This window comes from Christiangramia crocea (genome assembly GCF_022410465.1).
In the GTDB taxonomy this organism is placed as follows: Bacteria; Bacteroidota; Bacteroidia; order Flavobacteriales; family Flavobacteriaceae; genus Christiangramia; species Christiangramia crocea.
The window spans coordinates 21347-39740 of record NZ_JAJSON010000030.1 but is presented as its reverse complement, the minus strand read 5'-3'; the positions used below and the strand labels follow the sequence as shown (position 1 = coordinate 39740).

15 protein-coding genes are annotated in these 18394 nt (G+C 40.4%); 8 read left to right on the top strand and 7 right to left on the bottom strand.

Features of this window, described 5'->3' with window-relative positions; genetic code table 11:
- Positions 1-31: 31 nt before the first annotated feature.
- Positions 32-193 (bottom strand): hypothetical protein, encoded by a 162-nt coding sequence (locus LU635_RS16300; protein WP_240100607.1) that lies wholly within the window; start codon positions 191-193, stop codon positions 32-34.
- Positions 194-345: 152 nt separating this feature from the next.
- A complete protein-coding gene (locus LU635_RS16295; RefSeq protein ID WP_240100606.1) occupies positions 346-2667 on the bottom strand; it encodes an ATP-dependent helicase in 2322 nt (773 codons plus the stop codon).
- A 139-nt stretch (positions 2668-2806) separates the two neighbouring features.
- Here LU635_RS16295 and LU635_RS16290 point away from each other — a divergent pair, with 139 nt between their 5' ends.
- The 4 genes from LU635_RS16290 to LU635_RS16275 are packed head-to-tail and all read left to right on the top strand — an operon-like array spanning position 2807 to position 6472.
- Entirely contained in the window at positions 2807-3343 is a 537-nt protein-coding gene (locus LU635_RS16290; protein WP_240100605.1) for a DsrE family protein, read from the top strand.
- Positions 3344-3346: 3 nt separating this feature from the next.
- Entirely contained in the window at positions 3347-4618 is a 1272-nt protein-coding gene (locus LU635_RS16285) for an amidohydrolase (protein WP_240100604.1), read from the top strand.
- Between the two features lie 4 nt (positions 4619-4622).
- On the top strand, positions 4623-5906 hold the full coding sequence (locus tag LU635_RS16280; RefSeq protein WP_255749921.1) for an amidohydrolase: 1284 nt from the start codon (positions 4623-4625) through the stop codon (positions 5904-5906).
- A gap of 44 nt (positions 5907-5950) precedes the next feature.
- Positions 5951-6472: a DUF7935 family protein gene (locus tag LU635_RS16275; RefSeq protein WP_240100602.1), complete on the top strand. Its 522-nt coding sequence runs from the start codon at positions 5951-5953 to the stop codon at positions 6470-6472.
- Here LU635_RS16275 and LU635_RS16270 read toward each other — a convergent pair.
- Genes LU635_RS16270 through LU635_RS16260 form a run of 3 tightly spaced genes read right to left on the bottom strand, consistent with a single transcriptional unit; the run spans position 6456 to position 10397 of the window.
- Positions 6456-7379 carry a patatin-like phospholipase family protein gene (locus LU635_RS16270; protein ID WP_240100601.1) on the bottom strand — a complete coding sequence of 308 codons (924 nt, stop codon included), beginning with the start codon at positions 7377-7379 and terminating at the stop codon, positions 6456-6458. The genes LU635_RS16275 and LU635_RS16270 overlap by 17 nt on opposite strands.
- Entirely contained in the window at positions 7379-8281 is a 903-nt protein-coding gene (locus LU635_RS16265) for a patatin-like phospholipase family protein (protein ID WP_240100600.1), read from the bottom strand. Before LU635_RS16265 ends, LU635_RS16270 begins: the two co-directional genes overlap by 1 nt.
- Before the next feature lies 1 nt (position 8282).
- On the bottom strand, positions 8283-10397 hold the full coding sequence (locus LU635_RS16260) for a M1 family metallopeptidase (RefSeq protein WP_240100599.1): 2115 nt from the start codon (positions 10395-10397) through the stop codon (positions 8283-8285).
- 126 nt (positions 10398-10523) lie between these two features.
- On the opposite strand from LU635_RS16260, the gene recG reads away from it, so the two are divergent.
- The 4 genes from recG (at position 10524) to pheT (ending at position 17178) form a co-directional block, all read left to right on the top strand.
- Positions 10524-12623 (top strand): ATP-dependent DNA helicase RecG, encoded by a 2100-nt coding sequence (gene recG / locus LU635_RS16255; protein WP_240100598.1) that lies wholly within the window; start codon positions 10524-10526, stop codon positions 12621-12623.
- A 138-nt stretch (positions 12624-12761) separates the two neighbouring features.
- Positions 12762-13499, top strand: a complete 738-nt coding sequence (locus LU635_RS16250; RefSeq protein ID WP_240100596.1) for a hypothetical protein — start codon at positions 12762-12764, stop codon at positions 13497-13499.
- 215 nt (positions 13500-13714) lie between these two features.
- Positions 13715-14620: a tetratricopeptide repeat protein gene (locus LU635_RS16245; protein WP_240100595.1), complete on the top strand. Its 906-nt coding sequence runs from the start codon at positions 13715-13717 to the stop codon at positions 14618-14620.
- Between the two features lie 131 nt (positions 14621-14751).
- Entirely contained in the window at positions 14752-17178 is a 2427-nt protein-coding gene (pheT, locus tag LU635_RS16240; protein ID WP_240100594.1) for a phenylalanine--tRNA ligase subunit beta, read from the top strand.
- A 55-nt stretch (positions 17179-17233) separates the two neighbouring features.
- Here the strand turns inward: pheT and LU635_RS16235 are convergent, their stop codons facing one another.
- Positions 17234-17815, bottom strand: coding sequence for a DUF4136 domain-containing protein (locus tag LU635_RS16235; protein WP_240100592.1), 582 nt, complete (start codon positions 17813-17815; stop codon positions 17234-17236).
- A gap of 123 nt (positions 17816-17938) precedes the next feature.
- A complete protein-coding gene (locus LU635_RS16230) occupies positions 17939-18217 on the bottom strand; it encodes a fasciclin domain-containing protein (RefSeq protein ID WP_240100591.1) in 279 nt (92 codons plus the stop codon).
- Positions 18218-18394: the final 177 nt, after the last annotated feature.

The window sequence follows — 18394 nt, the reverse complement described above, 5'->3', positions numbered from 1 at the left end:
TATTTTTTTAAACTCATTAAAATTTACAATTTTAAAATGTAACCACCTGAGAATCCGGAAAAACCTCATCGGATTTCTCAACCTCAATATTCAGTTTCAGAATCTTACTTCCATCCTTCTGCCTGGTATATAAGGTCCTATTTCTTTTTTCTTCGTTCCTGGTAATCTCATTTCCATCGATGGTCCTTGTCACTTTCTATTTAGAAGTGGCCATCACTTCTCCTCTTGTGGTACCCTTACCCCAATTCCATTTTACTCTGCTTCCTTTTCGTATCCTTTTATAATTTCAAGGTAAAAATAAAGCCGCTTTTCGCGGCTTTCTATAACAGAAGTTTAACGGCAATATCATGACAGAACTTTAAGCTTTGCAAAACGAAGCAATAGTTTTTTGATCCCGCCTTCTTCAAAATGGATCTCAGCCTTTTTATCCTGTCCCACGCCTTCCAGCTTCAACACCTTTCCCCTTCCAAAACGCATATGTTCTACCTCGTTCCCCTCAGCAAGTTCAATGTTATTTCTGGCTTTGGCTGGTTCATTAGCCGCAGGTTTCAGTTTTCGAAGTTTTCTTAACTGTTCTTCGGAAGGTTTATGGGATGGCGGTGGAGTTCCATTTTTTGGCTTCGTCTGCCTGAGCTTGGTTTTGTCTACATCGTCCCCAAAAATATCGGTATCTACCAGTGGTTTATATTTGTAATCGTCCTGGGGCACCATCATATCGAGATATTGATCGTCTATTTCTTCTATAAAACGACTAGGTTCAGCATCCACCAGCTTTCCCCAGCGATAGCGCGATAAGGTATAGGTGAGATAAGCCTGTTTTTCAGCCCTCGTTAACGCCACATAAAACAGTCGCCTTTCTTCTTCCAGTTCACTCCGGGTATTCATGCTCATAGCCGAAGGAAACAGGTCTTCTTCCATCCCTACAATATAAACATAGGGAAACTCCAGTCCCTTGGCTAGGTGAATGGTCATAAGCGCCACCCGGTCCTCATCCCCGGTATCCTTATCCATATCTGTTGCTAGCGCAACATCTTCAAGAAATTCGGCTAAAGAACCAGAAGCATCAGCAAGTTCTATTTGGCCCTCCACGAAATCGCGAATCCCATTTAACAATTCTTCTATATTTTCGATTCTCGCTATTCCTTCAGGTGTGCCATCCTTTTTGAGTTCCTGGACCAGACCGGTTTTACGGGTAACTGTTTCCGCAAGTTGAAAAGCATCGGCATTCTCATTCATGATCCTGAAACTCTTGATCATGTTCACAAAATTCTCAAGTTTCGTCTGAGTTCCACGGTTTATTTTAAGGTCGAGTTTATCAAGGTTTTCAATTACTTCAAAGATCGATCGGTTATGCTGGTTCGCGGCAACTGCCAGACGATCCATGGTAGTCTGCCCTATTCCCCTGGAAGGATAATTGATTACCCTTTTAAGGGCTTCCTCGTCTTTAGGATTAAGTGTAAGTCTCAAATAAGCCAGAACATCCTTAATCTCCTTTCTCTGGTAGAAAGAAAGCCCTCCATAGATACGGTATGGAATATCCTTTTTTCTTAAAGCATCTTCCATAGCCCTACTCTGAGCATTGGTCCGGTATAGTATAGCAAAATCACTGTTATTAAGCTGGTTTTGCATTTTATTCTCAAAAATGGAGCTTGCCACATATCGGCCTTCCTCTCCATCGGTAAGCAGACGGTTTACGATGATCTTAGGACCATCGTCATTGGCCGTCCATACTATCTTTTCCAGTTTCGTCTTGTTCTTATCGATTATGGAGTTAGCCGCATTTACAATATTCTTGGTAGACCGGTAATTCTGCTCCAGTCTGTACATCTGCACATCATCATAATCTTTCTGAAAATTCAGGATATTATTAATATTGGCCCCGCGAAAAGCGTAGATACTCTGGGCATCATCACCTACCACGCAAATATTCTGAAATTTGTCTGAAAGAGCCCTTACGATCAGATATTGCGAATGATTGGTATCCTGATACTCATCCACAAGTATATATTTGAACCGGCTCTGGTATTTATGAAGCACATCGGGAAACCTGTTAAGAAGTTCGTTGGTTTTCAGCAGAAGGTCATCAAAATCCATTGCTCCTGCCTTAAAGCACCGGTCTACATATTCCTTATATATTTCCCCAAGCCTGGGTTTTTTAGACATGGCGTCGGCCTCCTGGAGTTCAGGATTCTGAAAATATGCCTTGACAGTAATCAGGCTGTTCTTATATGACGAGATCCGGTTATAAACCTGCTTGTATTTATAGACATCCTTATCCAGCCTCATATCCTTGATAATGGCCCTGATAACGCTCTGTGAGTCCTGGGTATCATAGATAGTAAAATTTGACGGATAGCCCAGTTTATCAGCCTCAAACCTCAATATTTTGGCAAAGACAGAATGGAAAGTACCCATCCATAAATTCTTGGCCTCACTGTTACCCACTATTCTGGCAATACGCTGTTTCATTTCACGCGCAGCCTTATTCGTAAATGTAAGCGACAGAATACTGAACGCATCAACCCCCTGGCTCATCAAATAGGCTATCCTGTAGGTAAGCACCCTGGTTTTACCCGATCCAGCACCGGCAATTACAATCATTGGCCCATCTTTTTGTAGCACCGGGGCCCTTTGTGCGTCATTCAATTCAGCTAAATAAGCTTCCAATTTTCCTCCGTTTTTAAAAGCTGAAAGGTAACCAAAATGCCCAAAAAAGTAAACCCGAATTCATTCCTTTTTAAACAATCCATTTTAGCAGCCAACAATGAAGTATAATTTAATATCTTTAAAACCCTAAATTCGAACTATGAAAAAAAGGCTTTGGGTTCTAACCCTGTGTATAGCTTCTATCGGTTTCTCTCAGGACTATGTCTCTGGTGATGTGATCCCGGAATATGGCAAAACCTTTACTGTTGAATCTCCCGAATTCAAAACCAACACTTCAAATATGCTCAGTGCAGTGATAGATGTATACAGAGGTTTTGATCCAACCCAGCCAAATAAACTTATTGAAACAGCTGCCAGATATCTTAATATGCATGAAAAGGCAGGCGTTTCTCCTAAAAATATGAAAGTAGCACTGGTAATTCATGGAAATGCTGTCTTTGATTTACTACAGGACCAATTTTATACTGAAAAATATCCTGAAGCAAGTAAAAATCCTAACCTCCCCCTTATTCAGGCACTTGCTAATAATGGAGTCCAGGTGATAATTTGCGGGCAAAGTGCAGCTCACCACAAAGTGACAAGAGAGAAAGCCGATGAAAATGCCCAATTTGCACTTTCGGCAATGACGGCTTTGGTCCAGCTTCAAAATGACAATTACAGACTTATTAAATTTTAAATAATGAAAAAAATTTTACTGACAGCCTCAATTTTATTCAGTGGATTACTTTCGGCTCAAACCTGGATCCCCACAGATGATTTTGAGAACATTGAAGATAAAGTGATAGAATGGCGAAGGGATATTCATGAAAACCCGGAACTTTCGAACCGTGAGTTCAAGACGGCAGAGAAGATCGCGGCTCACTTAGAATCGCTGGGTATCGAAACCCAGACAGGAATAGCCAAAACGGGAGTGGTGGGGATTCTTAAAGGCACAAACCCAGGGAAAACGGTAGCGCTAAGGGCAGATATAGATGCACTGCCTGTAACAGAAAATAATGATCTTCCTTTTAAATCTGAAGTTACTACTGAATTTCTAGGTGCTAAAACCGGGGTTATGCACGCTTGCGGACATGATACTCACACAGCAATTCTGATGGGAGTGGCCGAAATACTTTCGGAACACAAGGATAAAATCAACGGAACGGTAAAATTTATTTTTCAGCCTGCTGAAGAAGGTCCGCCTCCGGGTGAAAAAGGGGGAGCCTCACTAATGATCGAGGAAGGTGTACTTAAAAATCCTGATGTGGATGCGATCTTTGGCTTGCACATTAACGCAGCGACACCTGTAGGAACCATAAAATACAAACCTGAAGGCACCATGGCTGCCGTTGAAAGATTCGTCATCAATGTAAAAGGAAAACAAGCCCATGGCTCTGCTCCCTGGAGTGGCGTTGATCCTATTCTGATATCTGCTAAAATCATTGACGGACTTCAGACCATAGTAAGCAGGAATGCTGAACTAACCGAATCGGCTTCTGTGATCACTGTTGGAAAAATCACCAGCGGGGTAAGATTCAACATAATTCCGGAATCTGCAGAAATGATCGGGACGGTAAGAACCCTGGACCCGGAAAGCAAGAAACTTATCTTACAGAGAATGCGGGAACTTGTACCAGCCATTGCTGAAGCCTACGGTGGCGAAGCTACTATTGAAATTCAGAATAATACGGCTATAACCTTCAACGATCCGGAATTAACTGAAAAGATGGTTCCCACGCTCAAAAAAGTTGCCGGGGAAGAGAACGTGAAACTTATGAAAGCTACTACCGGAGGGGAAGACTTCTCCTTCTTTCAGGAAGAGGTTCCCGGTCTGTACTTTTTCCTGGGCGGAATGCCTGTAAACGGAGAACCTACAAGGCACCATACACCTGACTTCTATATAGATGAAAGCGGACTTTTACTTGGTGTAAAAACCATGACCCAGTTAGCTCTTGATTACTTAAATAATTAATTTTATGCACATAAAAAAAATCTTATTCTTAGGATTAATCCTTCTGGCTTCAGGTTTCGTTAAGGCTCAGTCATCTTTAAACGAAGAAATTAAGGAAATTGAACCCAGAGTAATTGAATGGCGACGTGATTTTCATCAACATCCCGAATTAGGGAACCGTGAATTTGAAACTGCAGAAAAAATCGCATCCCACCTTAAATCTTTAGGAATAAAAGTTCAAACAGGCGTCGCAAAGACCGGTGTCATCGGTATCCTTGAAGGTAACCGGCCGGGTAAAGTAGTTGGACTTAGAGCAGATATTGATGGGCTTCCGGTAAAGGAACGGACTGATGTTCCATTTAAATCTGAAGCTACCAGCGAATTTCGAGGTGAAGAAGTACCTGTTATGCATGCTTGCGGGCATGATACCCATATTGCCATTTTAATGGGAGTTGCCGAAATCCTGGCTAAAAACAATGACTTTCCAGGAACTGTAAAATTCATTTTTCAACCCGCCGAAGAAGGAGCTCCTCCTGGAGAGGAAGGGGGCGCTGAATTAATGGTAAAAGAAAATGTGCTTAAAAATCCTGATGTTGATGCAATTTTTGGATTGCATATTTCTGCAGATCAAGACATAAACACTATTGCTTATAAGCCTGAAGGCATCATGGCTGCTTCTCAAAGTTTTGAGATCAAGATAAAAGGAAAGCAAAGTCATGGGTCTACACCCTGGACCGGGATAGACCCTATCATGGCAGCGGTGAAAATCATTGATGGTTTACAGACGATCATCTCCAGAGAATCCAAACTTACTGAAGAAGCTGCAGTTCTTTCCATCGGGAAAATAGAAAGCGGAGTGAGAAGCAATATAATTCCTGAAGAAGCTACTATCATTGGTACTCTAAGGACCCTGAATGTAGATATGCAAAAAATGATAAACCGGAGAATGAAGGAGATGGTTCCGGCACTTGCAGCCGTATATCGCGCAGAAGCAGAGATCAGTATTGCTGAAGGTTATCCAATTACCTATAATGATCCTGAGTTAACAGCTCAAATGCTTCCTACGTTTGAAAAAGTTGCAGGGAAAGAAAATGTAAAGTTAATTAAAGCAGTTACAGGAGCAGAAGATTTTTCCTTTTTCGCTAAAGAAGTTCCAGGACTCTATTTCTTTCTTGGAGGTAAAACACCCGGGGTAGAAAATCCTGCCCCACACCATACACCAGATTTCTTTATCGATGAGAGGGGACTTTTACTTGGTGTAAAAACCATGACCCAGTTAACCCTTGATTATTTAAACGAGGATTCTTAATTAACTTGAAATCTTTTAAATAGATAGCGTCAAAGTATTCATTTATGAACGAGACAGATATTCTAAATTTTTTATATGCCATTTTGCCTTCAATTGTTGTAGGATTGGTGGCTTTCTACTTTTTCCACACCTATTCCAAGAATGAAGAGAATCGCAGAAGATTCCTGATGCTTAGGGAGAACAGGAAAACATCCTTGCCCATCAGGCTGCAGGCATATGAACGTCTTGCCCTTTTTCTGGAAAGAATTTCTCCGGGTAAGATCCTTTTCAGGGTCAAGGCTAATTCTGAAGATCCTCATTTGTATGCAAGCCTGCTAATAGGAACCATAGAGCAGGAATTTGAACATAACCTCGCACAGCAAATCTATGTAAGCAATGAATGCTGGGATTATGTAAAGACTTCAAAAAATGCAACCATTTCTTTAATTAGAAAGGCATCTTCCAGGGAGAATATCAGCAGTCCGGATCAATTACGGGAAGTGATCTTAAAAAGCCTGATGGACAAGCAGGCACCGACTGATGCTGGCCTTTCTTACATTAAAAAGGAAGTTAGAAGCCTAATCTAAACCAAGAAGACTTTTCAGCCTTTCTTTCCAGCTCCCTCTTTTCAGCATACTCATAGCCCTGCTGCCACCACTGCGTCATGGCTTTTTTATCAAAGACAAGGGAGTTCTCGGTAAGTCTGGTAGGCGTATAATAAATATTAAGCTTAACTTTTTTGTTCATCGCCGCAAGCTTTCCTTCAACAATATCATGATATTCCACTTGGTCCAGTAAAAAACCAAAAAGATTGACCATCAATGAAAAAGGGTTCTTTCCAAGGATCTTATTATACTCCATATTTTCGGCCTCCAGGATAATCGCATCTACTTCGGTTGCACCTCTTTTTATAGCTTCCCTTATTGGAACTACGCAGCCCAGGCCACCATCAGCATACTCAAACCCATCCTTTTGAGCAAGGCTCATAAACGGGATATAATTACAGCTTATCCAGATCCAGTCACAGAAATCGTCATACTCAAATTCGTGAATAGATTTGTATTCGACCCTGTTCTTTGAAAGATTTGAGACCGTTACCACAACGTCTGTCACCTTGTTTCGAAGTTCTGTAAAATCCTTATGAGAAAAATTCTTCCTGATATTACGCCTCAGAGCTTTACTTTCCCCAAAGGTGCGTCGCTGCCTTAGGAACTGCCAGATCGTGTTCAGGTAATTGATGGTAACATATTCCCGTCCCTCTTTTTTCTTTACAATGAATGGATTGATGCTGAAAATCTTACGTTGGGTAACATTTGTATAGATATCATAAATCTTCTGAATATTCCCTGCGGCAAGATGCGGAATTAGGAGACTCCCTGTAGAAGTTCCCAGAAACAGATCATAATCTCTCTTTTTTTCCTGGATTAGATACTGAGCCACGCCCCCGGCAAATGCTCCTTTACTACCTCCTCCAGATATTACCAGTGCTCGCATTAGGGTTCTATTTGGTCTAACTCTTTATTCTTATGCTTTGCAAATTCGAAGCCACTCTCCCACCATAGCTTCATTTTCTCTTCATCAAAAATAAGTGAATTGGTAGTCAATACAGTAGGCGTATAATAGAAATTAAGTATCGCGTTGTGATGGGTAGCGGAGAATTTTCCTATTTCAATGTTCTGCCGTTCAATGCGATCCAGCATAAAAGCGAAGAGATTGGTGATTAATGAAAAAACATTTTTAGAAGGAAGCCTGTTAAAATAAGTAACTTCCGTTTTCAAAATGATCGCATCCACCTCGGTGGCTCCTCTTTTTATAGCCTCTTCAATAGGCACCATCGAACCCAGACCTCCATCTGCATACTCACAACCATTCTTTTTTACCAGGCTCATAAACGGGGTATAATTACAGGATATCCATATCCACTCGATAAAATCTTCATAATCGTAATCTTTTATCGATTTATATTCCACATCATTTAGAGAAAGATTTGAAACTGTAACAACTATATCTTTAGGGCTGGCTTTAAGCTCTTCGAATTCCTGCCTTGTCAATGTCCTCTTCAACAGTTTTTTTAGATTAAAACTATCGCCAAAGGTCTTTCGGCCCTTTAGGAAATTGAACAGCACATTAAAGTGATTTATAGTTATATTCTCATGACCGTGCTTTTTGGTAATTAGAAATGGCCGACTGCTGAAAATGCTGGACTGATCTACTGAGGTGAATACCTTTTTCACTTTTTCAGCTTTATGCAAAGCCATATGAGAGATCAAAAGACTCCCTGTAGAGGTTCCGATAAAAAGATCGTAATCCCTTTTCAGTACCTCCGTAAGATATTGGGCAACTCCGCCGGCAAATGCCCCTTTGCTGCCCCCACCAGAAATGACCAGCGCACGCATATTATCCGTTAATTTTTGATCTCAGAAATACCGTTTCCTTTTCAGACATAGCCTGTGAAAGCTCGGTTAGTTCCTTCCTGTATTGTTCATTTGCCAGCAACTCCGTAAGTAATTGCCTGCAGAAATTTCTAAAGCTATAGGTGTGGTGATGAGTTCCTTTTATAAGGCTTTCAAGACTTTCCCGGTTAAAAGCTCCAATTTGATATAAGTAACCGAAAGCATTTTCCCTAACCTGGAACGGTCTCCAGGGCGTTGTATACCCGACAAGTTCATCAAAATACGAATTCGTTTTTTCAGGCTCAAACTCAGGGGTCACAAGATTCAATGTAAGCCAGAGCATCCTGATATTCTTGTCATAAAAACCAATTAGTTTACTTGTTTGCTCCAAATAATCTGCTCTTTCCTGCGGAAATTGCTCCCATAGTTTATATAAAGCCCCTTCTTTGGTGAGATACGAATCGTCCTTCAAAAGAGATTCAAAATCGTTCTTTAGTCCCTGTGGAATCCTTTCCATGCTCATAGCTATGGCCTGCCTTACAAAAACATTGTTGGTCTCAAAGGCCTTTTTATATAGCTGATTTGCGAGATCCGTTTCCAAACCCGCGAGCTGAAGCACCACTTCCTGGCCAATATAATCGTTCACTGGAAACTGAAGAGCCTGCTCCAGCATCTCATATTTCTGATCGAGTGGGGTCTCCCTTAAGGCTGCAACGGAAAGATAATCTATAATGAAATCTGATTTTTTCAGTGACTCAAGCGCTTCTGTAGCTTTAAAGGCTGATTGCTCCAGCCAGTCCTTAACGAATTCATTCAGGTCCATTCCTGATGCCAGTTCCATTTCAGCAATGAAGTTACTGGTCTCAACATTTTTAAAACTGTAAAGTTCCAGATATTTTTTCATTCCTTTCCGGAATGCGTCATCGCCAATTTTATCCCTAAGTATATGCAGCACCCAGGCTCCTTTCTGATAAAAAGTAAGGGAAGTTGCCTTTGGATTGAGAAGTGCCTCCCCTTTTCCCGAATCACTAAGTTCTTTGAGTTTTTCGGCAGTTTCAAATAGTTTCCAATAGTAATAATCTTCCCCAAAGATCTCCTTTTCGGCCAGTAGGGCATAATAAGTAGCAAAGCCTTCATGCAGCCAGTGATGTTTCCCATTCTTTTCTGTAATCAGATTACCAAACCACTGGTGTGCCAGTTCATGAGCATTCACATTCACATAATTCCTGTCTTTATAACCCGTGGAATCGGTCATAAGAGACCGTGAAAAAATCGTGGTTCCGGTATTTTCCATCCCGGCATAAAGAAAATCCAAAACCGGCACCTGTTTGTAATTCTTCCATGGATAGGGAACACCAATCTCTTTTTCAAGGAAATCAAAGATCTTCACAGAATGCCTGTAGGTAGGTTCAAACAGTAAGGAATCTTTAGGCCTGTAAAAAAGCTGAATCTTATCACCCGTTTCGGCAACCAGATCGTTAGAAGTATATTTTCCCGCAGCCATGCCCACCAGATAACTACTCATAGGTTGATCCATATCATACTCCCACAGGGTTAATGAGTCGTTCAGAGGTACGGTATTTTTCAGAACCCCGTTGGAAATTAGTTCATAGCCGGAAGGAAATTCAAAGCTTAGATCGAATTCCGCTTTCTCCTCCATATCGTCAAAACTTGGCAACCACGTGGAAGTATATTTTCCCTGGCCCTGTGTCCAGACCTGTTTTTCGGTTTCCTCTATATCAGGAAACTCCCAGTTTATGAAGTACATTCCCGATTGAGGATTGGTCTCGTACTTTAATTCAAGCTGATTATTTTTAGAGGGAAGAAAATCTGCAACCACATAAAGCCCCCCGGTATCGCTAAAGAATTCAACCGGTTCACTATTAAGCATAAGCTCTCTAAACTGCATCTTTCTTCCGTCTATAAAAAGCGTATCGGTCTGTCTTAAAATCTCAAAACTATAGATAACTTTACCTTTCACTTCTTTTGTAAGAGGCAGTATTCTCACATTAGCTTCAACTTTGATAAAATCGAAATATTTGGTTTGGGAAATCTGTTTTTCCTGAGCAATCAGAACACCTGAGTAGAAAATGATCAGAAAAGTTATAATTTTTCGCATGTAATCCTGAAGATAACTTCTGCAAAATACAAAAAGGACACTTCAATCCATAAATTTTACGTTTTAAAACAGCTATTCTCAAAATGGAAGCTTAAGAAATAAATCGGTTTTAATATCTTCGTTTTTATGATGCAAAATCTGTTGCAAACCCCTATTGAGTATTTGAAAGGAGTTGGTCCTAACAGGGCTGAGTTGCTCAAGAAGGAGTTAAATATTGCAACTTACAGAGACCTTGTTAATTTCTTTCCCAACCGTTATATAGACAAAACCGGGTTTTACAAGATCTCTCAACTCCAGAGAAATTCATCGGAAGTTCAGGTAGTCGGCAAGATTGTACATATCAAAATGGTGGAGCAGAAACGAGGAAAACGTCTTGTAGCCGATTTTGTAGATGATACAGGCAGAATGGAACTAGTCTGGTTTCGTGGACACAAATGGATTCGCGAAAACCTCAAACTTAACACTGCCTATGTGATCTTCGGGAAGACCAATTGGTTCAATGGAATGTTCAGCATGCCTCATCCCGAAATGGAGCTGGTAGCCGACTATAAAAAGAACCTTCGAACTGCCATGCAACCTATTTACCCGTCTACTGAAATGCTGGCTAAAAAAGGAATTACCAACCGTGTGATCATGAAGCTGATGCAGGAATTGCTCCGGCAAACAGGATTAAAATTTATTGAAAGCCTTAATAACGACCTGATCACTGAACTTAAACTGATCCCGAAATCTGAAGCCCTTTTCAATATTCATTTTCCTAAAAGCCAGGAATTGCTGGCCAGGGCACAGTTCAGACTGAAATTTGAGGAACTCTTCTTCATTCAGCTTCAGTTGTTGAGAAGGAATATGCTTCATAAGCAAAAGATAAAAGGTTTCAATTTTGACAAGATAGGAGCCAACTTTAATAATTTTTACCAGGAGCACCTGCCTTTCGATCTTACCGAAGCTCAAAAGAGAGTGATAAAGGAGATAAGGAGTGATATGGGCAGCGGTGCACAAATGAATCGACTGCTTCAGGGAGATGTGGGCTCCGGGAAGACCATCGTTGCGCTAATGTCCATGTTCATCGCCCTGGACAACAGTTTTCAGGCCTGTCTTATGGCGCCAACCGAGATACTTTCCGTTCAGCATTATAACGGACTAAAAGAGCTTTGCCAGGGATTGGGTGTTAACATCCGCCTATTAACCGGTTCTACAAAAAATGCGGAAAGAAAGGATATCCATGAACAACTGGAAAATGCTGAGATCGATATTTTAATCGGGACTCACGCCTTACTCGAAGATAAGGTGAAATTTAAAAACCTGGGGCTGGCGATTATTGACGAGCAACATAGATTTGGAGTCGCTCAGCGGGCAAAGTTGTGGAAGAAAAACGAGATGCCGCCCCACGTCCTTGTAATGACAGCCACTCCAATCCCAAGAACCCTTGCCATGAGCCTGTATGGAGACCTGGATATTTCGGTAATAGATGAACTTCCTCCGGGAAGAAAACCGGTTAAAACCGTTCACAGGTTTGACAGCAACCGGTTAAAGGTCTTCAGATTTATCAGGGAAGAAATTCAAAAAGGCAGACAGGTCTATATAGTATACCCTCTTATTCAGGAATCTGAAAAAATGGATTATAAAGATCTGATGGATGGATATGAAAGTATCGCGCGGGAATTTCCCGATTTTCAGATCTCCATTGTACACGGACAAATGAAACCGGCAGACAAGGACTATGAAATGGACAGGTTTGTAAGGGCAGAGACGCAGATCATGGTAGCCACAACCGTTATAGAAGTAGGTGTCAATGTTCCAAACGCCAGCGTAATGATAATTGAAAGTGCTGAAAGATTCGGACTATCGCAGTTACACCAGTTAAGAGGTAGAGTTGGTCGTGGTGCCGACCAGAGTTATTGTATCCTTATGACCAGCCATAAACTTTCTTCAGATAGCAAAACTAGGCTGGAAACCATGACCTCTACGAATGACGGTTTTGAGATCGCGGAAGTAGATCTTAAATTAAGAGGTCCCGGTGATCTGATGGGCACACAGCAAAGTGGTGTTCTTAATCTCAAGATCGCAGATATAGTGAAAGATAATTCCATCCTTAAATCAGCAAGATTTTACGCTTCAAAGATCCTCAAAGAGGATCCTAACTTATCTCTGGAAAAGAATCTAATGATCAAAAATGCCTATTCCCGTCTTGTAAAGAACAAGACTATCTGGAATTACATCAGCTAGATAACCAACTAAAGAACAGTAATCTAAGTCCTACAGCGATTATTTTAATTCTTACATCGAAAAGATAGTACAAAAAATACGGGATATCCCCCATTTCTGTACATTCATAGTCCTTAATTTTTTAATTACTAACCGATTATGAAAAAAATAATTTACCTGATGGTCCTAATTTTAGGATTTTCAGGATGTAGTGTAGAATCATATGATTCAAATGAAGATCTAGTAACTGCCGATGCGCGGGGAGGAAACGCTCTTGCTGCTGATGCCAATGAATTTGAATATCCAGGTGAAGATGTGTGTGTAGGCGAAGAAGCAACATTCACCTTTAATGTTCCCGTAGGTACTAATATTCAAATCCAGGAACTAAAAGATGGTGAATGGGAACAGGTTGAGCAGGAAAGTGCTACTACCTCCAATCCACAAGTTTATACCATGAACTGGGATACCCCCGGTGTTCATTTTTTTAGGTATAAAGCGGGACCAGGTGGACATACCCAAATTGCTCCTATAACAGTTGTAAACTGTTCAGACTGCGAAGAAAGCTTTAGCTATGTAGATAACAATAATGGAAGTTACACATTTACATATGTGCCTGCCAATGATATGGAAAACGCCGAAATAATATTCACTTTTGCTCAATCTGTAGTTAATGAGTGGGGTGAAAGCAGTGTGACTACTGAATGGACTACAGCTGGCCAGACAGAACATGCTTTTTTAGATTTAGAAGCCTGCCAACAATATTGGTGGGTCGTTAGTCTGAAAAAAGATTGTAATGGTAATACTCCAAACAACAACGTATGGACAGATTTCAAAGTAAATAATGTTTCTAAGAAGAATGACCAAACACCCAATATTACCCAAAGTTGCGAGAATTGAACAATTCATAAATTATTCAACAAAAAAGGGCCGGAGCCCTTTTTTGTTTTCTGCACCAAGACTTTAAAACATTTTTCACTATCTTTAAAACACTGAAAATCAAAATATTTTAAAGTTTTCAGATAACTCCCCCTACTCTCCCTCACCACTTTTGCTTTTCCAAGCCCCCGGATTTTTAATTTGAATTATTTTTTTAAACCATAAAAATCAGGATTATGAAATTGAAAAGTATCACCAGAGTATTATTTAGTATTATGCTTATTTTTAGCATTAGCTTTGCCGTTGCACAGGAAACAACTGAAAACCTTACTGAGAAACTTTACAAGGAATACAAACAGAACGGAATAGATAAAACCCTTAAAGTCTATGAAAAGAGTCCGGTAAAAGGAAATCAGTACACCTTCCTTTCAGAACCTCTGAATGTTCTGGGCTACCGGTTAATGAGTGAGGGAGATCTGAAAGCCGCAGAAAAGGTGTTTTTGGCACAAATCGATGAATATCCAAATGAGGCCAATCCTTATGACTCATATGCAGATCTCTTGATGGAAAAAGGAGACGAGGAGAAAGCAAAAAAGCACTATAAAAAAGCGATAGACCTTTCGGCTACAATGGAAGACCTGGAACAAAAGGCACGAATGCTGGAAGCTTCAAAGACCAAACTTGCCAAACTGGAAGGTGCCGGTGCTGAACTTCAATTCCTTAAAGGAAACTGGACTACCGAAAATTTTGGATTCCAGGATGGAGAAAAGGTTTTACGAAATGAAGGGAATGTAGAGTTCACAACCGATAAAGAAAATACATTATTAACCGGAACAGTTCATAATAAATCTGGCCAATACATTGGAACCAGGCTCATAACTTATGACGCGGTAGACGAGGAATATGACATGATTTGGATTGGGAATTCCCTCACCGGAGTAGAACCATCAACAATAAAGATTGAAAAATCTACTCCCAATGAGATTGTGATGATCGAGAAGTATGAAGAAGACGGTGAAAAAAGAAAGGCTAAACACGTGCTTAAAAAGAAATCTGGAGAAATAGCCTGGGACATTCACGATCTTAGCAATTCCGATGCGAAAAATCCCGTTGCTCATATGAGTTTTAAGAAAAAGGACTGATATTTATCCAACAAAAAATAGAAAGGGAAGTGCACACTTCCCTTTTTTAATAAATAAGCTTTTCAAAGTTGGCCGATAATTATGCTAAAAAAATTGGTAATACTATCTTTGCAGCCTGAAAAAGAATATCCATGAAGATTTCATATAACTGGTTGAAACAGTTTATCAAATTACCGGAAAACGCTGAAAAAACCGGCGAGTTGCTAACAGACCTTGGTCTTGAGGTAGAAGGGATCACTAACTTCCAAAGTATAAAAGGCGGTCTTAAAGGTGTTGTGGTGGGTCACGTACTGACTTGCGACAAGCATCCTAATGCCGACAAACTGCAACTTACCAGAGTAAATATTGGCAATGGCGAAGAGGTACAAATAGTATGTGGTGCACCAAATATCGGGGCCGGACAAAAAGTTCCGGTTGCGACCATAGGCACTTTACTTTATGATGAAAGCGGCGAATCCTGGGAAATCAAAAAAGGAAAGATACGCGGAGAAGCCAGCTATGGAATGATCTGTTCAGAAAAAGAACTGGGGCTTGGACAAAGCCATGAAGGTATCATGGTAATGGATAATGAACTTGTTCCGGGTACTCCCGTAGCTGAAATATTTGAAGTAGAGAACGATGAAGTTTTTGAGATAGGACTTACCCCTAATCGCGCCGATGCCATGAGCCACTGGGGAGTAGCCAGAGACCTAAAAGCTGGTTATCTGCAAACAGGTCAGCAAATGGAACTCATCACACCTTCGGTTAGCAGCTTTCACGTAGACAGTCGCAGCCTAAAGATTCAGATAAAAGTAGAAGATTCAAACCTTGCGCCCCGTTATTGCGGAGTCACCTTATCTGATATTAAAGTCACCGATTCACCTAAATGGCTTCAGAACCGATTGAAGGCTATTGGCATTACTCCTAAAAATAATGTGGTTGATGTGACCAATTATGTAATGCACGAATTAGGGCAACCGCTTCATGCTTTTGATGCCGGGAAGATTGCAGGGAACGAAATAAATGTTAAGACCCTTCCATCAGGTACCAAATTCACAACCCTGGACGAAGTAGAAAGAGAACTGCATGAAGAAGACCTGATGATCTGTGATGCTGAAAAGCCATTGTGTATTGCTGGAGTCTTTGGAGGGATAAGCAGCGGAGTTACTGAAAGTACAACCCAGGTATTCCTCGAAAGTGCTTACTTCAATCCTGTTAGCATTAGAAAAACAGCTAAAAGACATGGACTTAGTACAGATGCGTCTTTCAGGTTTGAAAGAGGAATAGACCCAAATTCTGTGGAATACGCTCTTAAGCGGGCTGCATTGTTGATCAAAGAAATTTCAGGCGGAGAGATCACCAGTGATATAGATGATCTTTATTTCAAGAAACTTGAAGACTTTCAGGTTTTTCTCACTTTTGAAAAGGTAAATAAGCTTATAGGTGAAAACCTGGCAAAGGAAACCATTAAATCTATCCTGGCTTCTCTTGAAATCAGGGTGAATAATGTGACTGAAACAGGAATGGGACTTACTATACCTTCCTATCGTGTGGATGTGCAACGAGAATCAGACGTGATCGAGGAGATCCTCAGGGTTTATGGTTATAACAATATCAAATTTGGTGATAAGCTAAGCCTTTCTGTTGCTAATTCGTCAAAATTCGAAGATTATAAGATTCAGAACCTAATTGCTACCCAGCTCATCGGTCAGGGTTTCTATGAAACCATGGCAAATTCCCTCACTTCAGCTGAATATAATAAGCTGTGTGAAGAGATGAAGGACGAATACCAGGTTGAGATTTTAAATCCTCTTAGCCAGGATCTGGCAGTGTTGCGCCAGAGTATGTTATTCTCGGGCCTTGAAACTTTGAGCTACAATATCAACCGGAAAAGAAATAATGTAAAGGTTTTTGAATTTGGGAAGACCTATCATTCCTACGTGAGCGGAAGAGAAGAGAACAAACACCTTTCCTTATTCATCACCGGGGAAAGAACGTCAGAAAACTGGAACACTACAGCTGGCTCAGGTAATTTCTTTTACCTGAAAGGAGTGATTAGTTCATTATTCGAGAAACTGGGAATCAATAACCTGAAGTCGAAATCGGCAAAAAGCGATATTTTTTCCGAAGGGCTTCAGCTTAGTTCAAAAAAAGCAAAACTGGTTGAATTCGGGGTAGTGAAAAAATCCATCCTGAAGAAATTCGATATTGAACAGGAAGTGATCTTTGCTGATTTCAACTGGCAGGAAGTACTTGAACTGACCAGGAATCAGAAGACCAGCTTCTCTCCTATTCCGAAATATCCGAGCATGCGAAGAGATTTTGCACTGCTTCTTGATCAGTCCGTTACCTATGAAGAAATAGAACAGATCGCACGTCAAACTGAAAAGAAACTACTTACTGAAGTAAATCTTTTTGATGTATATGAAGGAAAGAATCTTCCGGAAGGCAAGAAAAGTTATGCTGTAAGCTTCGTCTTCCAGGATGAGAACAAAACCCTTACCGATAAACAGGTGGACAAAATGATGAAAAAACTACAGCACAGGTTTGAAAAGGAACTGAAAGCTGAATTGAGATAATAAAAAACCGTGTGGAATCCACACGGTTTTTTTGTTTGGGTTTTTCATTTTCTTTTTAAGGAAAATTCTTAAAGATTTCATCTACATACTCCCTGATCTCACGCTGTATCCGCCGGGTTCCTATGGTTTCATCAGAAGTTCCCCTCCACAGGATCTCGTTGGTTCGACGGTCTATAAAATCGATAACGATAGACCTTTCCCGAAAAGGGATCTGTTCCACGCGCGGCCCGTTTATCCTTTGCACTGTAAAATAATTCTCGTACATATTATTCTCATAATACGGGCCTATATAAAATCCGGGACGGTAATAGGCATAATTGGTATAAACCGGATTCGCGTTAACCTCAACCTTTTCATCAAACATGGGGTGAATATATACCAAAACATCAGGCTGACGTCTATCCAGAGTATAACCCTCTTCTTTCATATTGGCGTTCACCGTTTCTATAATCGTTTCCTGCACTAAATCATTATCATAATCCCTGCTAAGTATAGTATCTTTATTAGGCAAATAGGCATACGAATCATATGATTTGAGCTTCTTTAAATCATCTTTTGCTGTGGGTCCACTGGATCCACATGCTGCAAATAGAATAGAAACTCCAATCAGCACAAGTGTTGTTCTTAAAAATTTCATAGCGAATAAAGTTTTCAGTTTTCCCCAAAATACTGGAATGCCACTAAATAAAAGGACACTTCGTTGATTTTGACTATTATTTAACGGAAAAAGCAGCTTAGATCCGCATTTCTTAAGTTCTGTTTAAAGAAACCTCTTTTGCCGGTAAAAGAAAAAGGTGTCTGCCATATGTATAACTTTAGACCGGTTGACCTTGGGAATAGATAGGATAGCCGCATTTCCTCCAGCACCTTTTAGTTTTACCTCTTCTCCGTCTAACATAGCATAAATTTTCTCTCCATTCACGGTATCAAAACTGGCTTCCATTTTAATGGCATCCAGAATATCACTCGCTTTGTAATCACCGGCAAGCACATGATAGGTAAGAACGGTCTGTAGTTTCTTCTGATTCTCTTCCTTCAAAAGAAGATTCTAAGGTTCCATACTTAAACCGGTGAAAATTATCAGATTTTTCCCAATTGTTGTTTTGATTATTTATCTAAAAATAAATGAGGACGCCATACGAATGGCTTATTAATAGCGCCTGTTTCGGATAGAATTAATAAATGTAAAGCTTCAATTATAAATCAATCTAACTTA

Bases quoted from the DNA above. Each gene is read 5' to 3' on its own strand.
- LU635_RS16290 (WP_240100605.1), top strand. From the start codon at position 2,807: ATGAAAAAAAGGCTTTGGGTTCTAACCCTGTGTATAGCTTCTATCGGT.
- LU635_RS16285 (WP_240100604.1), top strand. From the start codon at position 3,347: ATGAAAAAAATTTTACTGACAGCCTCAATTTTATTCAGTGGATTACTT.
- LU635_RS16280 (WP_255749921.1), top strand. From the start codon at position 4,623: ATGCACATAAAAAAAATCTTATTCTTAGGATTAATCCTTCTGGCTTCA.
- LU635_RS16275 (WP_240100602.1), top strand. From the start codon at position 5,951: ATGAACGAGACAGATATTCTAAATTTTTTATATGCCATTTTGCCTTCA.
- LU635_RS16270 (WP_240100601.1), bottom strand. From the start codon at position 7,379: ATGCGAGCACTGGTAATATCTGGAGGAGGTAGTAAAGGAGCATTTGCC.
- LU635_RS16265 (WP_240100600.1), bottom strand. From the start codon at position 8,281: ATGCGTGCGCTGGTCATTTCTGGTGGGGGCAGCAAAGGGGCATTTGCC.
- LU635_RS16260 (WP_240100599.1), bottom strand. From the start codon at position 10,397: ATGCGAAAAATTATAACTTTTCTGATCATTTTCTACTCAGGTGTTCTG.
- recG (WP_240100598.1), top strand. From the start codon at position 10,524: ATGATGCAAAATCTGTTGCAAACCCCTATTGAGTATTTGAAAGGAGTT.
- LU635_RS16250 (WP_240100596.1), top strand. From the start codon at position 12,762: ATGAAAAAAATAATTTACCTGATGGTCCTAATTTTAGGATTTTCAGGA.
- LU635_RS16245 (WP_240100595.1), top strand. From the start codon at position 13,715: ATGAAATTGAAAAGTATCACCAGAGTATTATTTAGTATTATGCTTATT.
- pheT (WP_240100594.1), top strand. From the start codon at position 14,752: ATGAAGATTTCATATAACTGGTTGAAACAGTTTATCAAATTACCGGAA.
- LU635_RS16235 (WP_240100592.1), bottom strand. From the start codon at position 17,815: ATGAAATTTTTAAGAACAACACTTGTGCTGATTGGAGTTTCTATTCTA.